Source organism: Bradyrhizobium sp. (assembly GCF_035701725.1).
Classification (GTDB): Bacteria; Pseudomonadota; Alphaproteobacteria; order Rhizobiales; family Xanthobacteraceae; genus Bradyrhizobium.
On record NZ_DASSRP010000247.1, the window covers coordinates 1 to 18,118 of the forward strand.

The window sequence follows — 18,118 nt, forward strand, 5'->3', positions numbered from 1 at the left end:
AAGGCTCCCCCTGACGACCCTGCGGTGCCATCGTGGGCCAAGATTGATTCGATGACCGAGCGCGGCAAATTGAACCCACTGAGCGTCCCCGACCACCAGCCTGCCGCCGGCGGCATCGCCGCGCGGGCGCGCGCGGCTGCCGGCCCCCGCTATCTCGACGGTCTCAATCCCGAGCAGCGCGAGGCGGTCGAGACGCTGGACGGCCCGGTACTGGTTCTCGCCGGCGCCGGCACCGGCAAGACGCGCGTGCTGACGACGCGTGTGGCCCACAGCATCAGCCTGGGGCGCGCGCGCCCGAACGAGATCCTGTCGGTGACCTTCACCAACAAGGCGGCGCGCGAGATGAAGCTGCGGCTCGGCCAGATGCTGGGCCAGGCCGTGGAAGGCATGCAATGGCTCGGCACCTTCCATTCCATCGGCGGCCGCATCCTGCGTTTCCATGCCGAGATGGCGCAGCTCAAATCCAATTTCACCGTGCTCGACGTCGACGACCAGGTCCGCCTGCTCAAGCAGTTGCTGCAGGCCGACGGCATCGACGACAAGCGCTGGCCGGCGCGGATGCTGGCCGGCCTGATCGACGGCTGGAAGAACCGCGGCCTCGGCCCGTCGCAGGTGCCGCCGGGCGAAGCCGCCGTGTTCGCCAATGGCAAGGGCGGCAAGCTCTACGCGGCCTATCAGGAGCGGCTGAAGATCCTCAACGCCGCCGATTTCGGCGACCTGCTGCTGGAGAACATCCGGCTGTTTCGCGAACATCCGGACGTGCTGCGGCAATACCAGAACCGCTTCAGGTTCATCCTGGTCGACGAATATCAGGACACCAATGTCGCGCAGTATCTCTGGCTGCGGCTATTGTCGCAGGCGCCTTCCTCTTCCACCTCTCCCCGCGCTGCTGTCCCCTCTCCCCTTGTGGGAGAGGGTGCCGAACCGCGTAGCGGTGAGGCGGGTGAGGGGTTGGGTGTGGTGTCTGTAAGCGCAAGTGACCCCTCACTCGGCGCCTCGCTTCGCTCGTCGCTACCCTCTCCCACAAGGGGAGAGGGGACAGAAGAGCGGGGCGAGGGTGCAGACGCCGGCGCCTGCGCCAAGAGCCGCAGCCACAGATACTGCGCGACATTGGTGTCCTGATATTCGTCGACCAGGATGAACTTGAAGCGATGCTGGTATTGCCGCAGCACATCAGGGTGTTCGCGGAACAGGCGGATGTTTTCCAGAAGCAGATCGCCGAAATCGGCGGCGTTGAGAATCTTCAGCCGCTCCTGATAGCTCGCATAGAGCTTGCCGCCCTTGCCGTTGGCGAACACCGCGGCTTCACCCGAGGGCACCTGCGCCGGACCAAGGCCGCGATTCTTCCAGCCGTCGATCAGGTTGGCCAGCATCCGCGCCGGCCAGCGCTTGTCGTCGATGCCTTCGGCCTGCAAAAGCTGCTTCAAGAGTCGCACCTGATCGTCGGTATCGAGCACCGTGAAGTTGGATTTGAGCTGCACCATCTCGGCATGGGTGCGCAGGATGCGGCCGCCGATGGAATGGAAGGTGCCGAGCCACGGCATGCCTTCGACGGCCTGGCCGAGCATCTCGCCGAGGCGATGCTTCATCTCGCGCGCGGCCTTGTTGGTGAACGTCACCGAGAGGATTTCGCCCGGCCGTGCCCGGCCTTGGCTGAGGATGTGGGCGATGCGGCAGGTCAGGACGCGGGTTTTGCCCGTGCCCGCGCCGGCCAGCACCAGCACCGGGCCATCCAGTGTCTCGACCGCCGCGCGCTGCTCGGGATTGAGCCGTGAAAGGTAGGCGGGAGCCGCCCCGGCGCGCGCACGCGCCGCAATCCCGCCAGCCACAGGCTGGTGGTCGGGCACGTCGTGGCGGGGCAGGTGGCTCGGCTCGCTCATGTCCTGATTCGGTTTGCGCGCCCACGATGGCATCATGGGCGATTGAAGGGGAGCCTTCATAGCAGGAATGGCCAACATATGGGGCGTGGGACAGGATTTTGACAGGAGTTATCCAGCCCCAAGTACCCCTGTTATTTGTTCCTTTTGGAGCGGGATTTTTCGCCGGATTTGCGGCTTTTGCCGCCCGGAACCTTTGTTCCAGGCCGAGATTGGTTCAACGAATGCGTCGATGCTTCGGCATGGCGCCAGAACGGATCGAAGCGGAGCTTGTCATGTTGAGCTGGGTCGTCACCTTTCTCGTCATCGCCCTGATCGCCGGTATTCTTGGCTTCGGCGGCATCGCGGGTGTCTCCATCGAAATCGCCAAAGCGATCTTCTTTATTGCGGTGGTGCTGTTTATCATTTCCGCCGTCGTCGGCTTGGCGCGCGGCAGGAACCGCGTGTAGCGCGGGTATAGTCGTGGCGACCGCATCCGGCCTCGCGAGCGGGTCGATCAAGTGGAGAGCGAGATCGCCGCAAATTCACGCTGAACCCCGGCCAGATGCTGGGCGATTACGTGAGCGACCTCTTTGGCGTGGGTTGCGATCATGAAGCGGGCCGCCCCCTCCATCCGTGTCAGGGTCGCGTTCGGGATACACTGGCCGAGGAGGCGGTTGGCGCGCTTGACGGCGGGATGGCTTTTGGTACCCATCAAAACCAGCGTCGGAATTCGCACGCTGGCGAGGAAGGCCGGCGTCAGCGCAAAGCCGTAGACGCTTTTCCAGTCGAGCATGTTACGGGCGTGGGTTCGATCGCATAATCGCGGACGCGCTGCGGCCATCCGGCAAAGGTGCCTTCCCCGCCGTAGAAATCGATCATCTGCGTGATCGCGCAGCGGTTGCCGGCCTTGTAGGCCCCGAAATACGCGTCGGTCATCTTGCGGAAGGCGAAGTAGTAAGGCTGGCGCACGCCGCCCTCGCGGATAGGATGCTCAAGGTGGCGGCTGAGCGGGGCAGGGGGCGGCCTATGAACTTTTCCGAATATCTGAAGCAGGATGCGGTCAGCCTTGCCGACCGGGTCTGGCGCCGCGACGTGACGGCGGATGAATTGCTGGCGCTGGCGCTGGGGCAGAGCGAAAGGGCGCAGCCGAAGACCAACGCGATCTGCCGGATGATGGAGACAGAGGCCCGCGCCCAGCTGCAAAAGCCGCTGACCGGCGCTTTCGCGGGCGTGCCGTTCCTGATCAAGGATATCGCGCAGGACTATGCCGGATTGCCGACCAGCGCCGGCAGCCGCGCGATGCAGAAAAATGTCGCGGCCAAACACGCGCACGTCGTCAGGTGTTATCTCGACGCCGGGCTCGTGATTTTCGGCAAGACCAACCTGCCGGAGCTGGGCTTAAAGGGCGTGTCGGATTCGCAAAGCTTCGGCCGGGTCTGCAATCCCTGGAATGCCGAACACACGCCGGGCGGTTCGAGCGGCGGCGCAGCCGCGGCTGTGGCTTCAGGCGTGGTGCCGATGGCGGCCGGCAATGACGGTGGCGGCTCGATCCGTATTCCTGCCGCCTGCTGCGGTCTGTTCGGATTGAAGCCGTCGCGCGGGCTGGTTTCACCCGGCCCGAACAGCGGCGAGTATTGGTTCGGCGCGTCGGCCGAGGGCGTGATCTCGCGCAGCGTGCGCGACACGGCGGCCGCGCTCGACGTGATCGCGGGCGGCGAGCCGGGCGATCCTTTTCTGGCCGCAAAACCAGCAGAGGCCTTCGCCCAATCGATGGCGCGCGATCCTGGCCGGTTGCGGATCGGATTTTCCGCGGTCTCGCCAATCGGCACGCCGGTGCATGATGAGGCAAAGGCCGCGGTCGAGCGCGCGGCCGCTCTTCTGCGTGGCCTTGGCCACGAGGTCGATGAGGCTGCGCCCGATATCGACGGCGCAGCGCTCGCGAAGGCGTTCCTGCACGTCTACTTCGGCCAAGTCGCGGCCATGCTGGCGCAGGCGCGTGCGCTGGGCATCGAGCGCGGCGAGTTCGAACTGCTGTCGCGGGTGCTGGCGACGCTCGGCGGCGCGATTTCGGCCGGCGCGCTGACGACGCAATTGCTTAAATGGAACGAGTTCGCACGCAGCCTGGCGCGCTTCCATCAGCGCTACGACGTGCTGCTGACGCCGACATTGGCGCATCCGCCGGTGCGCCACGGTCAGGGCGATCCCAGCGCCGCGGAGCAGGTGTTGCTGAATGTGCTCGATCGCGTCGGTCTGCTCGGCCTGATGGCGCGCCTTGGCTTGTTCGACAGCACGATCGACAAGATCGCGCAGGACAGCCTGCAATATGTGCCGTTCACGCAGCTCGCCAATCTCACGGGCGTGCCGGCCATGAGCGTGCCCTTGCATTGGACAGCCGCCGGCCTGCCGCTCGGCGTTCAGTTCACCGGGCGCATGGGCGACGAGGCGCGGCTGTTGCAGCTCGCCCATCAGCTCGAGACGGTGCAGCCCTGGTTCGACCGGCTGCCGGCGTGGGTGGGACAGGCCTAGCGCCGACGATCAGCCCAGCCCTTTCGACTTTGGGGGGACGACCCAACTTCGCGCAAGATCAATCCCGATCAAGTAAAGCCGGGCTCATTGGGCGATCAATCCGCCAGCAGGAAGGAGAAACTCAGATGGCGCTATTTGTCCTCGTTCCCGGGGCGGGAGGCATGGCTTGGTACTGGCACCGCGTGGTCCCGCTCATTCGCGCGGCGGGACACGAGCCCCTCGCGGTCGATCTGCCGGGCGACGACCGGCGCGCCGGTCTCGAAACCTATGCGGACATCATCACTCGCACGATCGCGAAGCGAAGCGACGTAATTCTGGTCGCTCAATCCCTGGCGGGCTTCACCGCTCCCCTTGTTTGCGCGCGTGCGCCCGTAAAGACGGTCGTATTCGTCAACGCGATGATACCAAAGCCAGGCGAAACCGCCGGCGCCTGGTGGCAGGCAACCGGCGCGGTTGAAGCGCGGGAACAAGCTGCTGCGCGGCGCGGCTACGCGACGGAATTCGATGTGGAGACGTATTTTTTGCACGACGTGCCGCGGGACGTCCTGCGCAACGGCCCGCAACCACGCGACCAGGCCGAGACCGTTTTCGGTGAGCCCTGTCGCTTCGAGCGCTGGTCAGAGATTTCCGTTCACGTTCTTGCGGGACGAGACGACCGCTTTTTTCCGATCGAATTTCAAAGGCGTGTCGCGCGTGAACGGCTCGGCAAGGAAGTGGAGGAAATTCCCGGCGGCCATCTCGTTGCTCTGTCGAATCCGGAAGGACTGACCGAGCGGCTGCTGGCGCACTGCTAACAAGCCTCTGGTGGGGCGGTTCAGAAGTCCGCAATCGTATTGCCGCGAGGTCGTCATACGGGCTTCTGAACCAAAAGCCACATTAGAACATTAGATATTTCCTTTCGATTCCGAAGTCGCAAAAGTGGTTCCGCAAAAAGCTGCGCATTTTGGAATCGGGACACTAGCCCTTTGATGGCATGCCGATCGCCCGGCCGACGCCTTCGGGCCGCTGCAGCCGCGCATGGGCGCGTGCCACCGCCTCGATCGTGGCGCGAACGTCGGACGGGAAGGGCGCGGTCTTACGCTTTTCCATGTCGACATGCATGGTCATGTTTTCCGAGGTCGCCGACAGCCACCCCTCGCGCGCATGGCGCAATTCCTCGAACGTGTGCAGGCGTTTTTCGTCGGCGGCGAGCAGGTAGACCGAAATCTGCACGGGATCGCCGAGGTGGATCTCGCGCAGGTAGCGCACGTGGCATTCGGCCGTGAAAGTGGAGTTGTTGCGCGCCTTCTTATAGTCAGGGCCGATGCCGAGCAGCAGCCAGATCTCGTCGATCGCCCGGTCGAACATCACGTTGTAATAGGCCATGTTGAGGTGGCCGTTATAGTCGATCCATTGCGGTTCGATTTGCATCACCGATGAGAGGAACGGCGCCGGGATACTGCCATTTTCTGCCGTCATGCTTCCCATTCCCCTTCGCCGGGCGTAAGGCGGACATCATGTCTTGACCCCCTATATATCCTTTGCCACGGTATTTCCGTGGCAGGAGTCTAACGGTGGCGACAACGATTACCAACAATCCAAAGCGCGCGGAGCCCAAGGCGGTGGCGGCCGTGGTGGAAAAGCTCGCGGCGCGGTTCGGCAACCGTCTGGTCACCTCGCAAGCCGTGCGCGAACAGCACGCCCATACCACGACCTGGTTGCAATCGCAGCCGCCGGACGCGGTGGTGTTCGCGCAAGGCGCGGTCGACGTCCAGGACGTGGTGCGCGTCTGCGCGGCCGATGGCGTTCCCGTGATCGCTTTCGGCACCGGCACCTCGCTGGAAGGCCAGGTCAATGCGCCGGCCGGCGGCGTCTGCATCGATTTTCGCGACATGAACAAGGTGCTGGAGGTCCATGCCGAGGACCTCGATTGCGTGATCGAGCCGGGGGTCACGCGAAAGGCGCTGAACGAGCACCTGCGCGACCAGGGTGTGTTCTTCCCCATCGATCCCGGCGCCGACGCCTCGCTCGGCGGCATGGCCTCGACCCGCGCTTCCGGGACCAATGCCGTCCGCTACGGCACCATGCGCGAGAACGTGCTGGCGCTAAAGGTCGTGCGCGGCGACGGCGAGATCATCACGACCGGCACCCGGGCCAAGAAATCCAGCGCCGGTTATGACCTCACCCATCTGTTTGTCGGCGCCGAGGGCACGCTCGGCATCATCACCGAACTCACGATTCGGCTGCGCGGCATTCCCGAAACGATTGCGGCGGCGGCCTGCTCGTTCGACAGCGTGCGCGGCGCCTGCCAGGCGACGATCATGGCGATCCAGACCGGGATTCCGGTGGCGCGGATCGAACTGCTCAACGCCGAGCAGGTCAAGGCGTGCAATTCCTATTCGAAATTGTCATTGCCTGAGACGCCGTTGTTGCTGCTCGAATTCCACGGTAGCGAGGCGGACGTCGCCGAGCAGTCGAAGAATTTCGCCGAGATCGCCAGCGAATGCGGCGGTGGCGGTTTTACCTGGACCACGCGCCCCGAGGACCGCACTAAATTGTGGCAGGCGCGCCATGATGCCTATTGGGCGGTCAAGGCGCTGCGCCCGGGCGCGGGCGTGGTGGCAACCGACGTCTGCGTGCCGATCTCCCGCCTCGCCGATTGCGTCACCGAAACCGAGGACGATTTGAAGCGCCTGCGCCTGCAATCGCCGATTGTCGGCCATGTCGGCGACGGCAATTTCCATTGTTCGCTGCTCTGTGACGTCGATGATGCCGACGAGATGGCGCGCGGGGAGGAGTTCATGCACCGCCTGGTGGAACGGGCGCAGTCGATGCAGGGCACCTGCACCGGCGAGCACGGCATCGGCCAGGGCAAGCAGAAGTACCTCGAAGGCGAGCTCGGCAGCGAGGCGATCGAGGCGATGCGCGCGATCAAGCAGGCGCTCGATCCAAAGAATATTTTTAATCCGGGAAAAATCATGCCGGCCTAGAGCTCTGATTCCGGGGTGCGCATGCTATCGCGGCGGCCTCGGATGCAAACCGCGGAAATCAAAGGAGCTCTGGCAACGCCTGGTTTTCTGGTCCAAATGTTGCTGCGCAAGATGACACCAACATCGGAAGCAGAGGGCCGAAGCGGATGACGCAATTTGCGGCTACAGTGATCGTGCCAGTATTCGATTGACAGGAAATTTTCGGCTTGAGAGTCTTGAACCTGATGATGCGCCTTGGCCGAAATATCGCCGCCGCCCTGCTATTGCTGCTGGCGCCGACCTTGCCGGCGGCCGCGGAAGATAGTGCTTCCTCGCCGCCGGGCCCTTCCGCGCAGACCCAGCCTGCCACAGCGCCGAGCGATGCCGACGATTCTGCAGGCGACCTGAAGCCGCAGACGCCGGACACCGACCTGTTTGCGATGATGAGCGGGACATGCAGCACGCTCAAGATCGCGGGGCGCGATTTTGCCTGCCGCACCGTGGCCTACTCTCACAGCAGCGGTGGCCGCGCTTATTTCACCATCGCGCTCGATGATCCCGCCGACCCGAACCACATCGTTTCGTTCTCCGGCGATGGCGGCAAGCGCACCAATGAAAACATCTATGATCTGGCTGTCGACCGGATGCTGCTCAACTCCAAGAGCCAGCCGAAAGCGGATGGCTTGCCGGTGCCGGCGGTGGTGAAGTCGGCGGGGCGATGTGTGCAGCTCGGCAATTTCGCCGCCGGTCGCGTCACCAGCATCGTCTGTTCGGCAACCGACAGGCACGGCAGGCGCTACGACCTGCGCTTCGAATCCGATGGCTCGCCGATCACGGTGCGCCGGGTCAATCCGTCCTCGCCGACCATCCGTGGGCAGGGCTAGTGCATACTTTCCGAAGTTCGTGCTCCGTCGCGGCAACCACCTTCACGAACTTCGGAAAGTCATGGGCACTCGCAAACTTATTGAATCTAGTGTTGCCGCGACTTCTTCAAAGGAACATCACAGTCGCGGCACACTAGAAGTCCATATTTTCTGGTGGCCCTCTAGGTTTTTTCGGGAAGACGCCTGATGGCGATGCGCTGGTTCAACAAGCCCAAGCCGAAGGAGATTTGGGAAGTGCCCGTGGCATGGCCGATCGGGGATATCGAGGCCGCGCACCGGATCCGCGACATATGCCGCGCCGCCGCCGATAGTGCGGCGAAGGCAGGTACGCCCAATGCGAAGGACCGGCAGGAGGAATTCCAGCGCTTTGAACGTGCGGCGCGCGCGGCGATGGAAACCGCGATGAAGATCGGCGACGATCTGCTGCGCGATACTGCCGTGCGCCAGATCATCGATCTGTGCCTGACAGCAGAGGATGTCAGGACGGCCCGGATTCTGTTTCGTGCGATTCAAGCGCCGACGATTCGCGACGAGGTCCTGCGCGATCACCCGATCCTGGCGCAGTAATACGCTACTTCTCGACCGCGCCGCCGCTCTCGGCCCAATCCTTGAAGCCGCCGAGATTGTAGACCTCGCTATAGCCCATGTCCTTGAGCAGCTTGCCGGCCAGCGCAGCGCGCCCCCCGGAGGCGCAGTAGATCAGGACGGTCTTGTCCTTGGAAAAGTTCTTGTCGTGGGTCGGCGAGTCGGGATCGGCGCGGAATTCCAACAGCCCGCGCGAGACGTGAACGGCACCGGCCGCCTTGCCGCTGGCCTGAACTTCGGTGCCGTCGCGGATGTCAAGCAGCAACGTATTGCCCTTGGCGATCTTCTCGCGCGCCTCCGCGGCCGTGATCTTCGGCACCGCAGCGTTTGCGGCTTCCATCATCTGCTTGACACCGAGCGCCATGCTTTATCTCCCTGGTAATTGATTGGTCTCGAGGATAGCTGCTTATAGCCGTCATTGCGAGCGCAGCGAAGCAATCCAGTTGGCCAAAATAGCTGGATTGCTTCGTCGCTCCAGCGCAAAATTGCTTTGCAATTTTGTCGCGAGCTCCTCGCAATGACGACTGTATTCGACGGTTATGGATCGCGCCTCCAAGAGGGACCTCAATGCGGCTTCCGTTTTTCTACGGCTGGATCATCATTGCGGTGACTTTCGTCTCGATGGCGATCGGCGTCAATGCACGCACGGCCTTTTCGTTGCTGTTTCCGCCGATCCTCGGCGAGTTCGGCTGGGACCGTGGCGTGACGGCCGGCGCGTTCTCCTTCGGCTTTGTCGTCTCGGCAATCGCAAGTCCCCTGATTGGCCGGCTGATGGATCGTTTCGGCCCGCGCAGCGTGATGGAGCTTGGGGTCGGCTTGATGGGGAGCGGTCTTCTGCTCGCGCCGCTGACACGCGAGCCCTGGCATCTCTACCTGACGATCGGCGTGCTCGTCGGCGCCGGCAGCATCTGCCTCGGCTATACCGGCCAATCGCTGTTTCTGCCGAACTGGTTTCACCGCCGCCGCGGCCTCGCCATCGGGCTCGCTTTTGCCGGCGTCGGCGTCGGCTCGGTGACGCTGCTGCCTTGGGTGCAGTTCATGATCGACGCAAGCGGCTGGCGCGCCGCGTGCACCGCGATGGGTCTCTTGCTCCTGATCGTGCTGGCGCCGATCAACCTTCTGCTGCGCAAACGCCCCGAGGATCTCGGCCTGTTGCCCGATGGCGACGTCGAGCCGTCGCCGCTCGCGCCGAAGCCGGTGTCGAACGTGGTCGATCCCGCCTGGACGAGCATCGACTGGACGCTAGCTCGCGCGATGGCTACCGGGCGTTTCTGGTGGATTGCGGTCGGCTATTTTGCCGGACTTTACATCTGGTACGCGGTGCAGGTGCACCAGACCAAATATCTGCTCGATATCGGCTTCAGCCCGGCAGTCGCGGTGTGGTCGCTCGGGGCGGTCTCAACGCTCGGCATTCCCGGCCAGATTTTCCTCGGCCATTTGTCCGATCGCATCGGCCGTGAATGGGTCTGGGCGATCGGTTGTGCCGGATTCGCGATTTGCTTTGCGGCGCTGATTGCACTCGCCCAGATTCATTCGCTCGTGCTGATCTATCTGATGGTGTTCGCGCAAGGCGCGCTCGGTTACGGTCTGACCTCGGTGATGGGCGCGATCGTGGTCGAAATCTTTCAGGGCAGGCATTACGGCAGCATTTTCGGAACCATCCAGGTTGCAGCGCTTGCCGGCGGCGCGGTCGGACCGTGGGTGACGGGCCTGTTGCATGACTTCACCGGAAGCTACGGTGGCGCCTTCCTGATCGCGATCGGCATGTGTGCGCTTTCGGCGCTGGCGGTCTGGCGCGCCGGCCCGCGGAAAGTCCGCGCGGTCGCCGGCCGCCTGAACCGGATACCGGACTAAAGTCCCGGGACGGGACGGTGTTCGGACCTTCATGCGCGGCCATAACCCTCCTATATTGCGCCGAAACGGAGGGAGACGCTGATGAACGAGCCCGCACAGGCTGCGGCAGCCGCGCCGCTGTTCAATCCGCTGGCGCCGGAATTCATCAAAAATCCCTATCCGCATTACGACGAGCTGCGTCGCCGCGACCCGGTGCATCTCACCACGCATGGCATGTATCTCGTCAGCCGCCATGCGGATGTCAGCGGCATCCTGCGCGACAAGCGCTTCGGCAAGGATTTCGTCGAGCGATCGAGCCGGCGCTACGGCCCGAAGATCATGGACGAGCCGATGTTCCGCTCGATGAGCCACTGGATGCTGCAACAGGACCCGCCGGATCACACCCGTTTGCGTGGTCTGGTCGTGAAGGCCTTCACGGCGCGGCGGGTCGAAGACATGCGGCCGCGGATTCAGGAAGTTGTCGATCAGACCCTCGATCGCGTCATCCCGCGCGGCAAGATGGACCTGATCGAGGACTTTGCATTCCGCCTGCCGGTCACGATCATTTGCGACATGCTCGGTATTCCCGAAGAGCACCGCGAGACGTTCTACGCCGGTACGCGCGATAGCGGCCGGGTGCTCGATCCGGTGCCGCTGTCGCCTGCCGAGATTGCGCAAGGCAACGCTGCCAACATGATGGCGCAGATGTATTTCAAGCAGCTGTTCGAGCTGCGGCGGAAACAGCCCGGCGACGATCTGACCACGCAGCTGGTGCAGGCCGAGGAAGACGGCACCAAACTCAGCAACGAGGAACTCACCGCCAACATCATCCTGTTGTTCGGGGCCGGCCACGAGACCACCGTCAACCTGATCGGCAACGGGCTCTTGGCGCTCTACCGCAATCCGGACCAGCTCGCGCTGTTGAAAGCGCGCCCGGAACTGATCGGAAACGCGATCGAGGAGTTTTTGCGATACGATTCCTCGGTCCAGATGACGGGAAGGGTCACTCTGGAGGACATTGACGACCTCGGCGACAGAAAGATCCCGAAGGGCGAGACCGTGCTGTGTCTTTTGGGATCGGCCAACCGCGATCCGGCGGCCTATCCTGACCGGCCCGACCGGCTCGACATTACCCGCCCCAACATACGCCCGCTGTCGTTCGGCGGTGGCATCCACTTCTGCCTCGGCGCGCAGCTCGCCCGCATCGAGGCCGAAATCGCCATCTCGACCCTGCTGCGGCGGTTGCCGGAGCTGCGGCTCGATGACGCGGAAGATCCACAGTGGCGGCCGACCTTCGTGCTGCGTGGCCTGAAGCACCTGCCGGCGAGCTGGTGAAAGCGGGCTGTGACTTCGCCATAGTTCACTTTATATATGGCCGATATATAGCTGGTGGCGGCACGTTGCTTGCTCGAGATCGGCTCAGGGCCCGGCCGATATCGAGGACGATGGCCCAAGCGCCTGCAACCTGATCCGCGCCTTCAAGAGGAGACACCGTGCAGACGACGCTGCTCGGATTGGCGATTGCCCTGATCGTTGCGCTGGTTGCCGCGCTGGTCGGACCGTATTTCGTCGACTGGAACCAGTTCCGTCCGCAGTTCGAGGCCGAGGCCACCCAGGTCATTGGCGCGCCCGTGCGCGTCGCCGGCGAACTCGAAGCCCGCCTGTTGCCCTCGCCCAGCCTGCGGCTGCGTTCGGTGGTGGTCGGCGGCGCCAACGACCTCGGCAAGGTCAAGGCCGACAAGCTCGACGTTGAATTCAGCCTCGGTTCGCTGATGCGCGGCGAGTGGCGCGCCACCCAGCTTTCGATCGACGGCATGGCGCTCGACCTTGGCCTCGACCCGAAAGGCGCGATCGACTGGCCATCGGGACAAGGCAAGTTCAACCTCGGCTCGCTGTCGATCGACCGGCTGCACCTCACCGGCCGCGCGGCGCTGCACGATGCGCTGAGCCGTCGCACGCTTGAACTCAACGACATCGCCTTTTCCGGCGACGTCCGCTCGCTTGCCGGCTCGCTTCGTGGCGACGGCAGCGTAACAGTGTCCGGCAGCCGCTATCCGTTCCGCGTCTCGTCCGGCCAGAGCGCCGACGGCAACAGCACGCGGCTGCATCTGGTGATCGATTCCGCCGCGCGGCCGCAGTCGGCGGAGTTCGACGGCTTTCTCAGCTTCGAGGCCCGCAGCCCGCGCTTTGAAGGCACCGTGAGCTGGACCGCGAGCGCCGGGAAGGGCGACAAGGGCGCCGTGCAAAATCCTCCGTGGCGCATCGCCGCGCGGGTGAAGGCGGATCACGCCGCGGCCAAGCTCGACCAGATCGAGCTGAGCTACGGCGCTGAAGATGCCGCGCTCAAGCTGAGCGGCACGGGCGATCTGCGCTTTGGTGCCTCGCCGCTGTTGCACGCGGCGTTGTCGGCGCGGCAACTCGATGCCGACCGCTTCGCGGCCAAAGATAGTAAGGACAGTGCCGCGGGCAACAACAGTGCCCGGTCAGGCGGCGCTAAATCCAACAGCATCAAGCTCGGCGACGGCAACGATGCCGCTGACCCGGTGCGTGTGATGCCGGTGTTGCGCGCACTGTTGGCCGCGCTGCCGGAGACGCCTTTTCCGGCAAACCTCGAACTTGCCGCCGAGCAGATCGTCCTCGGCGGACGCAGCGTGCAGAATTTCACCGCCGAGCTTCGCACCGATGCCAATTCGTGGGCGGTCGACCGGCTCGACCTTCGCGCGCCGGGCACGACGCACGTATCGCTGAGCGGCAAGGCGGGCGATGGCGCCGCCGGTCGCTTCAAGGGCACGCTCTCGATCGAATCTTCCGACCCGGATGCGCTGGTGATGTGGTTGCAAGGCCGCAGCGAACTCGGCTATCGCAGCCAAAATCCGTTTCGCCTGAGCGGCGACGTCGCCGTCGATGCCGGCGGCGTTGCGATCGACAATGTGAAGTCGGAGATCGACGGCGCCGCGGTCGAAGGCCGGATGGCGTGGACGCACGATGCCAAGCTCGGCGCGGCGTTCGAAGCGGCGCTGAAGGCCGAGCGGCTCGACCTCGACTCCGCCAACGCTTTTGTGCGCGCGGTGATCGGCCCGCAAGGCGAATGGCCGGAGCGGGCCAGGCTTTCGCTGACCATCAATCACGCCGTCTCGGCCGGACAGGATCTGCATCCGTTCGCGGCGACCTTGGGTTATGACCCGAAGAGCTGGACGCTGGACTCCTTGAAGATCGGCGAGCCCAGCGGCGTCGTGCTGGAAGCCGGCGGCGCGTTCGACCGCAGCAATGCGACGGGCAAACTGTCGCTGAATTCGAGTGCGGCGTCGCTGTCGCAGCTTGCAGGCGCGATCGCGCCTGTGTCGCCGAAATTTGCCGCGCGGCTTGGCGCGATGAAGCTCGCGCCGGGCCGGGCGCATCTGAAGCTCGCGCTTGCCGTCGACAAGGAAGCGGGCCGCGCCGACCGCGCCAATGCGCGGGCCTCGATCGATCTCGACGCGCCGCAGTTCAAGGGCTCGGCGACGATCGCGGCCAAGCCCGGCGCGGCAAATCTGCGCGATGCTGACATCGACAAGCTGTTGCACGGCGAGGTGACCGTGGAGACCAGACTCGCCTCCGAGCAGGGCGCGCCGCTGCTTACGCTGCTTGGTCTCGATGGGATCATCGCCGCGCGCGATGGAGCTGCGCAGCTGCAGGGCTCGGTGTCGGGCGCGTGGGGCGCGCCGCTTCATCTCAAGCTCGACCTTAGCGGCACCGGATTTCAAGCCGAGGCGCAGGGCACTGCCGATCCGTTCGTCCAGGAATTCGATCCCAAGGCGATCAAGGCCAGCCTGTCGTTGACGGCGCGCGGGCTCAATCTGGCGCCGCTGTTCGATCTGAAGGCTTCCGACAAGACGGTGCAGGATGTCGGCTTGTCGACGCGCGTTTCAGTCGCGGCCGGCAAGATGACGCTCGACGACATCGACGGAACGATTTCGGGCTCGCGCCTGCGCGGCCACGTCGCGATGTCGCTCGACGGCGAACGCAAGGTCGATGGCGAAGTCGGCCTCGATTCGCTGGATCTGGCGCCGGTCTTTGCCATGATGATCGGAGCCGGGCGCGATCCGGCGGAGCCGCTCGGCGGTGGACTGTCCAGGGGCTGGCGCGGACGAATCGCGTTTCAGGCGTTGCGCGCCGTGCTGCCGGGCGGCAGCGAATTGCGTCCCTTGAGCGGCACCGTCAAAGGCGATGGTCAGTCGTTGAATGTCGAAGCGATCAAGGGCGCAATCGGCGGCGGCGAATTGAACGGCAACATTGAGGCAAGGCAGACGCCGGGCGGACTTTCGCTGAGCAGCCGCATCGCATTCTCCGGCGTCGACGGCGCCGCCTTGCGCTATCGCTCGCTCGCGATGCCTCCGGGGCGGACTTCCCTGCAGATGACGCTCGCGAGCCAGGGCCGCAGCGCCTCCGCTTTGATGGGCGCGATTTCAGGCAACGGCACCGTGACAATGGAGGCGGCACGTATCGCCGGGCTCGATCCGCGGGCGTTTGAGGTTGCCATTCGCGCCAGCGACGAAGGTCAGGCGACCGACGATGTCCGTCTGCGCAGGCTGGTCGAGCCGGCCTTGTCGGGCGGTGCGCTGCTCGTGGCATCGGCGCAGATCCCGTTCACGATCCATGACGGCCGGCTTCGTGTCAGCGCCACCACGCTGGATGGCGAGGGTGTCCGTGCCATCGTGTCCGGTGGCTACGATATTCTCGCTGACCAGGCCGATTTCCGCGCGGCGCTGACCGCGCCGGGCGCCGGCACCGGACAAGCGAGCCCGCCGGAGATCCAGATTTTCGCCGCCGGCACGCCCGATTCGCTGAGCCGAACCGTCGACGTCGCGACGTTGTCGTCGTGGCTCGCGGTGAGGGCGATCGACCGAGAGACCAGGCGGCTGGATTCGATCGAGCGTGGCGAGGCAAATCCAGCCTCGATCCATCCGGTACAGCCGATGAGCCTGCCTGAGGCGGGCACTCCTGGTCCGCCCGCTATCGACGCCCCGCCGCGGCCGCCGAAGCCGCGGGCCAGCCCGCCGCGCTCGGTGGCAATTCCGCCGGCGGCGAACGCGCCGGCGACGAACAATCCGCCCGCCACCGCGCCGGTTGTCAGTCAGCAGGTCCCGCCACCTTTGCCGCCGCCGATCGAGGTCCGGCCGGCGCCGCGGCCGGCAAGACCAAAGCCGCCGCTGGCGCTGACGCCTCCCGCCCAGCCGCCGGCGTTCTAGCGAAGCGCCGAGGTCGATCTGACATGGGGAGCCGCATCGAGGATCAAAATTCCGTCAGCCTTGCCCGGCGCAAAGATCCTCGGCGTGGCCCTCATGCGTCCATGTGAAAAAGCAGCCTTCACGATTGCAGGCGGCCGGGGGTAGGCTTGCACCATCCGTAACTCAAGCGGACCCCCTAAAGGGAACGGGCGCGCCGACATGACGCTGAACGAGATTTGCCTGTGGATCGATCACACGGCGTTGAGCGAGTGGATCAAGGAAACGGCATGGGTCGTGCCCACCGTGCAAACCATCCACATTCTCGCCATCGCCGTGGTCGCCAGTTCCGCGCTGATGCTCGATCTGCGGCTGATCGGCGTGTTCTGGGCCAACCGGCCGCTTCAGGCGGTGAAGGCGCGGTTCCTGCCGCTGATCTGGTGGCCGCTGCTGCTTTTGCTGGCAACCGGCATCGTCATGATCGTCGCCGAGCCAGCGCGTTCGCTGAAGAACCCGGCGTTTCAGCTCAAGATGCTGCTGCTGCTCGCGGCGCTGACGGTGACATGGCTGTTTCAAGTTCTGCACCGGCGCAAGGCCGGGTTCGGCGATGCCTCCCGTGGCACCGCCGTGACGCTGGCCATCGTCTCGATCGCGCTGTGGTCGTCGATCATTTTCGCCGGGCGCTGGATCGCCTATTTCGCCTGATGCCCACGCATTCATCGCCCCATACGGCAGATCGGAAGGATGGTTTCAGTGGAGATTGATCGCGTATTGGAGTGGTTGCAGTCGACGCCGATCGCGATCGCGATCGCGGAGAACGACCTCCTGTTTCCGTGGATCGAGTCGGTTCACGTTCTGGCGATCGTGCTCGTGGTCGGAACGATCTCGATCGTCGACCTGCGGCTGCTCGGCATCGCTTCGCTCGACATCAGCGCGAAGCGGCTGATGCGCGATATCATTCCCTACACCTGGGCTGCGTTTGCCGTCGCCGCGATCACGGGCTCGCTGATGTTTTCGTCCGACGCCACCCATTACGGCCACAACCGCCTGTTCCAGATCAAGCTGGTGATGCTGGTGCTCGCCGGGATCAACATGGCGGTGTTTCACCTGTTCGGCGAACGCGACATCGAACGCTGGGAGGCGCCGGGCGCAAGGACGCCGGCGTCGGCAAAGACCGCGGCGACCATTTCACTCGTGGCCTGGGTCGCGATCGTTTCGCTCGGCCGCGGCACCGGCTTCACGATGCACTAATGTCAGCGACTCCGAGGTTCGTATCATTCGCGGAGCCATGTTTCGAACTTCTGAACCACCACGCCCGCACTGACTTCACATTGCAACATGTTCTGGCTAGCCTTGGTGGCCGTTCCGAGTTCAGATCACTCTTTAAATCTTGCGGAGAATGCGCGTGAAATCGGGTCCAATCGGTATCGCTTCGGTCGCTCTTTTTGCCCTCTTGCTGGCGCCGTCGAATGTGATGGCGCAGGCGAAGCAGAAAGCCCCCACTGTCATCAACCCGCCGCCGACGGCCCAGGACTGGGCTGATATTGCCAAGCTGCCGGACTGGAGCGGCGTCTGGAATCCGAAGATCACGGACCAGGACGCGCAGGTGAAGAGCAATCCGCCGCCGTGGAACGAGGAGGCCGCCAAGAAGGTCGCGCACATGTTTGCCGAGGAAAAGGCCGGACGTCCGACGCTGATTTTCGGCAACTGCCTGCCTGAAGCGCACCCGTCCTGGATGCTGGTCACGCACAACGCGATGGAAATCCTGTTCACGCCGGGCCGCGTGACCATGCTCGGCGAATCCGACGGCAACCGCCTGCGCCGGATCTACACCGATGGCCGCGGTCACCCGGAATCGTCCGATCCGACCTTCCACGGCCATTCGATCGGTCACTGGGAAGGCGACACGCTGGTAGTCGACACCGTCGATATCGTGCCGCAGGCGCCGCTCGCCATCAGCGAAGCGGTGGGACTGCCCAACAACGGCGACATGCATGTGATCGAGCGCATTCATCTGGCCGACAAGGACATCCTGCACGATGACCTCGAAATCATCGCGCCGCATATCCTGACCAAACCGTGGAAGACGACGCGCATCTTCTTCCGCCAGCGGGCGCGCAAGTTCGACATCGTCGAAGGCGTCTGCGCGACCGGCGATCTGGTCGAGCGCGTCAATGCCGAAGGCGACCACGTCTTTGTCCCGGTGCAGAAATCCGAATGGGGCCATACCACGGCCGTTCCGGCCAAATAGCCGGTCAAGAACAGAACAGGAGACGACC

At 64.4% G+C, this 18,118-nt stretch carries 16 protein-coding genes and 2 pseudogenes; 13 read left to right on the forward strand and 5 right to left on the reverse strand.

From position 1 onward, the window contains the following. Positions 1 to 51 precede the first annotated feature (51 nt). Positions 52 to 945, forward strand: a pseudogene (locus VFL62_RS14420) (ATP-dependent helicase); the annotation flags it as partial. Positions 946 to 1,052: 107 nt separating this feature from the next. On the opposite strand, the pseudogene VFL62_RS14425 reads toward VFL62_RS14420, so the two are convergent. Beyond that, positions 1,053 to 1,880: pseudogene (locus VFL62_RS14425) on the reverse strand (ATP-dependent helicase); the annotation flags it as partial. A 272-nt stretch (positions 1,881 to 2,152) separates the two neighbouring features. On the opposite strand from VFL62_RS14425, the gene VFL62_RS14430 reads away from it, so the two are divergent. Further along, positions 2,153 to 2,326 (forward strand): DUF1328 domain-containing protein, encoded by a 174-nt coding sequence (locus VFL62_RS14430; protein WP_325173085.1) that lies wholly within the window; start codon positions 2,153 to 2,155, stop codon positions 2,324 to 2,326. A 47-nt stretch (positions 2,327 to 2,373) separates the two neighbouring features. Here the strand turns inward: VFL62_RS14430 and VFL62_RS14435 are convergent, their stop codons facing one another. Both VFL62_RS14435 and VFL62_RS14440 read right to left on the reverse strand, forming a co-directional pair. Next, positions 2,374 to 2,652: a hypothetical protein gene (locus VFL62_RS14435; RefSeq protein WP_325173055.1), complete on the reverse strand. Its 279-nt coding sequence runs from the start codon at positions 2,650 to 2,652 to the stop codon at positions 2,374 to 2,376. After that, positions 2,616 to 2,828: a hypothetical protein gene (locus VFL62_RS14440; protein WP_325173056.1), complete on the reverse strand. Its 213-nt coding sequence runs from the start codon at positions 2,826 to 2,828 to the stop codon at positions 2,616 to 2,618. The genes VFL62_RS14435 and VFL62_RS14440 overlap by 37 nt, the downstream gene beginning before the upstream one ends. Before the next feature lie 57 nt (positions 2,829 to 2,885). Between VFL62_RS14440 and VFL62_RS14445 the strand changes: the two genes are divergently transcribed. Next, entirely contained in the window at positions 2,886 to 4,385 is a 1,500-nt protein-coding gene (locus VFL62_RS14445) for an amidase (RefSeq protein ID WP_325173057.1), read from the forward strand. Continuing rightward, positions 4,367 to 5,179: an alpha/beta hydrolase gene (locus VFL62_RS14450; RefSeq protein WP_325173058.1), complete on the forward strand. Its 813-nt coding sequence runs from the start codon at positions 4,367 to 4,369 to the stop codon at positions 5,177 to 5,179. The genes VFL62_RS14445 and VFL62_RS14450 overlap by 19 nt, the downstream gene beginning before the upstream one ends. A 163-nt stretch (positions 5,180 to 5,342) precedes the next feature. Here the strand turns inward: VFL62_RS14450 and VFL62_RS14455 are convergent, their stop codons facing one another. Beyond that, positions 5,343 to 5,843, reverse strand: coding sequence for a thioesterase family protein (locus VFL62_RS14455; protein ID WP_325173059.1), 501 nt, complete (start codon positions 5,841 to 5,843; stop codon positions 5,343 to 5,345). A gap of 95 nt (positions 5,844 to 5,938) precedes the next feature. Between VFL62_RS14455 and VFL62_RS14460 the strand changes: the two genes are divergently transcribed. The 3 genes from VFL62_RS14460 to VFL62_RS14470 all read left to right on the forward strand — a co-directional run bounded on the left by VFL62_RS14460 (position 5,939) and on the right by VFL62_RS14470 (position 8,784). Further along, the gene (locus VFL62_RS14460) at positions 5,939 to 7,354 is read left to right on the forward strand and encodes an FAD-binding oxidoreductase (protein ID WP_325173060.1); all 1,416 of its coding nucleotides are present in this window, start codon (positions 5,939 to 5,941) and stop codon (positions 7,352 to 7,354) included. Between the two features lie 227 nt (positions 7,355 to 7,581). Beyond that, complete coding sequence (locus tag VFL62_RS14465; protein ID WP_414644720.1) at positions 7,582 to 8,217, forward strand: hypothetical protein; 636 nt, start codon at positions 7,582 to 7,584, stop codon at positions 8,215 to 8,217. A gap of 186 nt (positions 8,218 to 8,403) precedes the next feature. Next, positions 8,404 to 8,784 carry a hypothetical protein gene (locus VFL62_RS14470; protein ID WP_325173062.1) on the forward strand — a complete coding sequence of 127 codons (381 nt, stop codon included), beginning with the start codon at positions 8,404 to 8,406 and terminating at the stop codon, positions 8,782 to 8,784. Positions 8,785 to 8,788: 4 nt separating this feature from the next. On the opposite strand, the gene VFL62_RS14475 is transcribed toward VFL62_RS14470, so the two are convergent. Next, positions 8,789 to 9,166 (reverse strand): rhodanese-like domain-containing protein, encoded by a 378-nt coding sequence (locus VFL62_RS14475; RefSeq protein WP_325173063.1) that lies wholly within the window; start codon positions 9,164 to 9,166, stop codon positions 8,789 to 8,791. Positions 9,167 to 9,369: 203 nt separating this feature from the next. On the opposite strand from VFL62_RS14475, the gene VFL62_RS14480 reads away from it, so the two are divergent. The 6 genes from VFL62_RS14480 (at position 9,370) to VFL62_RS14505 (ending at position 18,090) form a co-directional block, all read left to right on the forward strand. Then, on the forward strand, positions 9,370 to 10,656 hold the full coding sequence (locus VFL62_RS14480) for an MFS transporter (protein ID WP_325173064.1): 1,287 nt from the start codon (positions 9,370 to 9,372) through the stop codon (positions 10,654 to 10,656). Positions 10,657 to 10,737: 81 nt separating this feature from the next. Then, a complete protein-coding gene (locus VFL62_RS14485) occupies positions 10,738 to 11,970 on the forward strand; it encodes a cytochrome P450 (RefSeq protein WP_325173065.1) in 1,233 nt (410 codons plus the stop codon). 158 nt (positions 11,971 to 12,128) lie between these two features. After that, positions 12,129 to 15,863: an AsmA family protein gene (locus VFL62_RS14490; protein ID WP_325173066.1), complete on the forward strand. Its 3,735-nt coding sequence runs from the start codon at positions 12,129 to 12,131 to the stop codon at positions 15,861 to 15,863. A gap of 198 nt (positions 15,864 to 16,061) precedes the next feature. Beyond that, on the forward strand, positions 16,062 to 16,544 hold the full coding sequence (locus tag VFL62_RS14495) for a DUF6644 family protein (RefSeq protein ID WP_325173067.1): 483 nt from the start codon (positions 16,062 to 16,064) through the stop codon (positions 16,542 to 16,544). 48 nt (positions 16,545 to 16,592) lie between these two features. Then, positions 16,593 to 17,090: a DUF6644 family protein gene (locus tag VFL62_RS14500; protein ID WP_325173068.1), complete on the forward strand. Its 498-nt coding sequence runs from the start codon at positions 16,593 to 16,595 to the stop codon at positions 17,088 to 17,090. A gap of 154 nt (positions 17,091 to 17,244) precedes the next feature. Next, positions 17,245 to 18,090 (forward strand): hypothetical protein, encoded by an 846-nt coding sequence (locus VFL62_RS14505; RefSeq protein WP_325173069.1) that lies wholly within the window; start codon positions 17,245 to 17,247, stop codon positions 18,088 to 18,090. Positions 18,091 to 18,118: the final 28 nt, after the last annotated feature.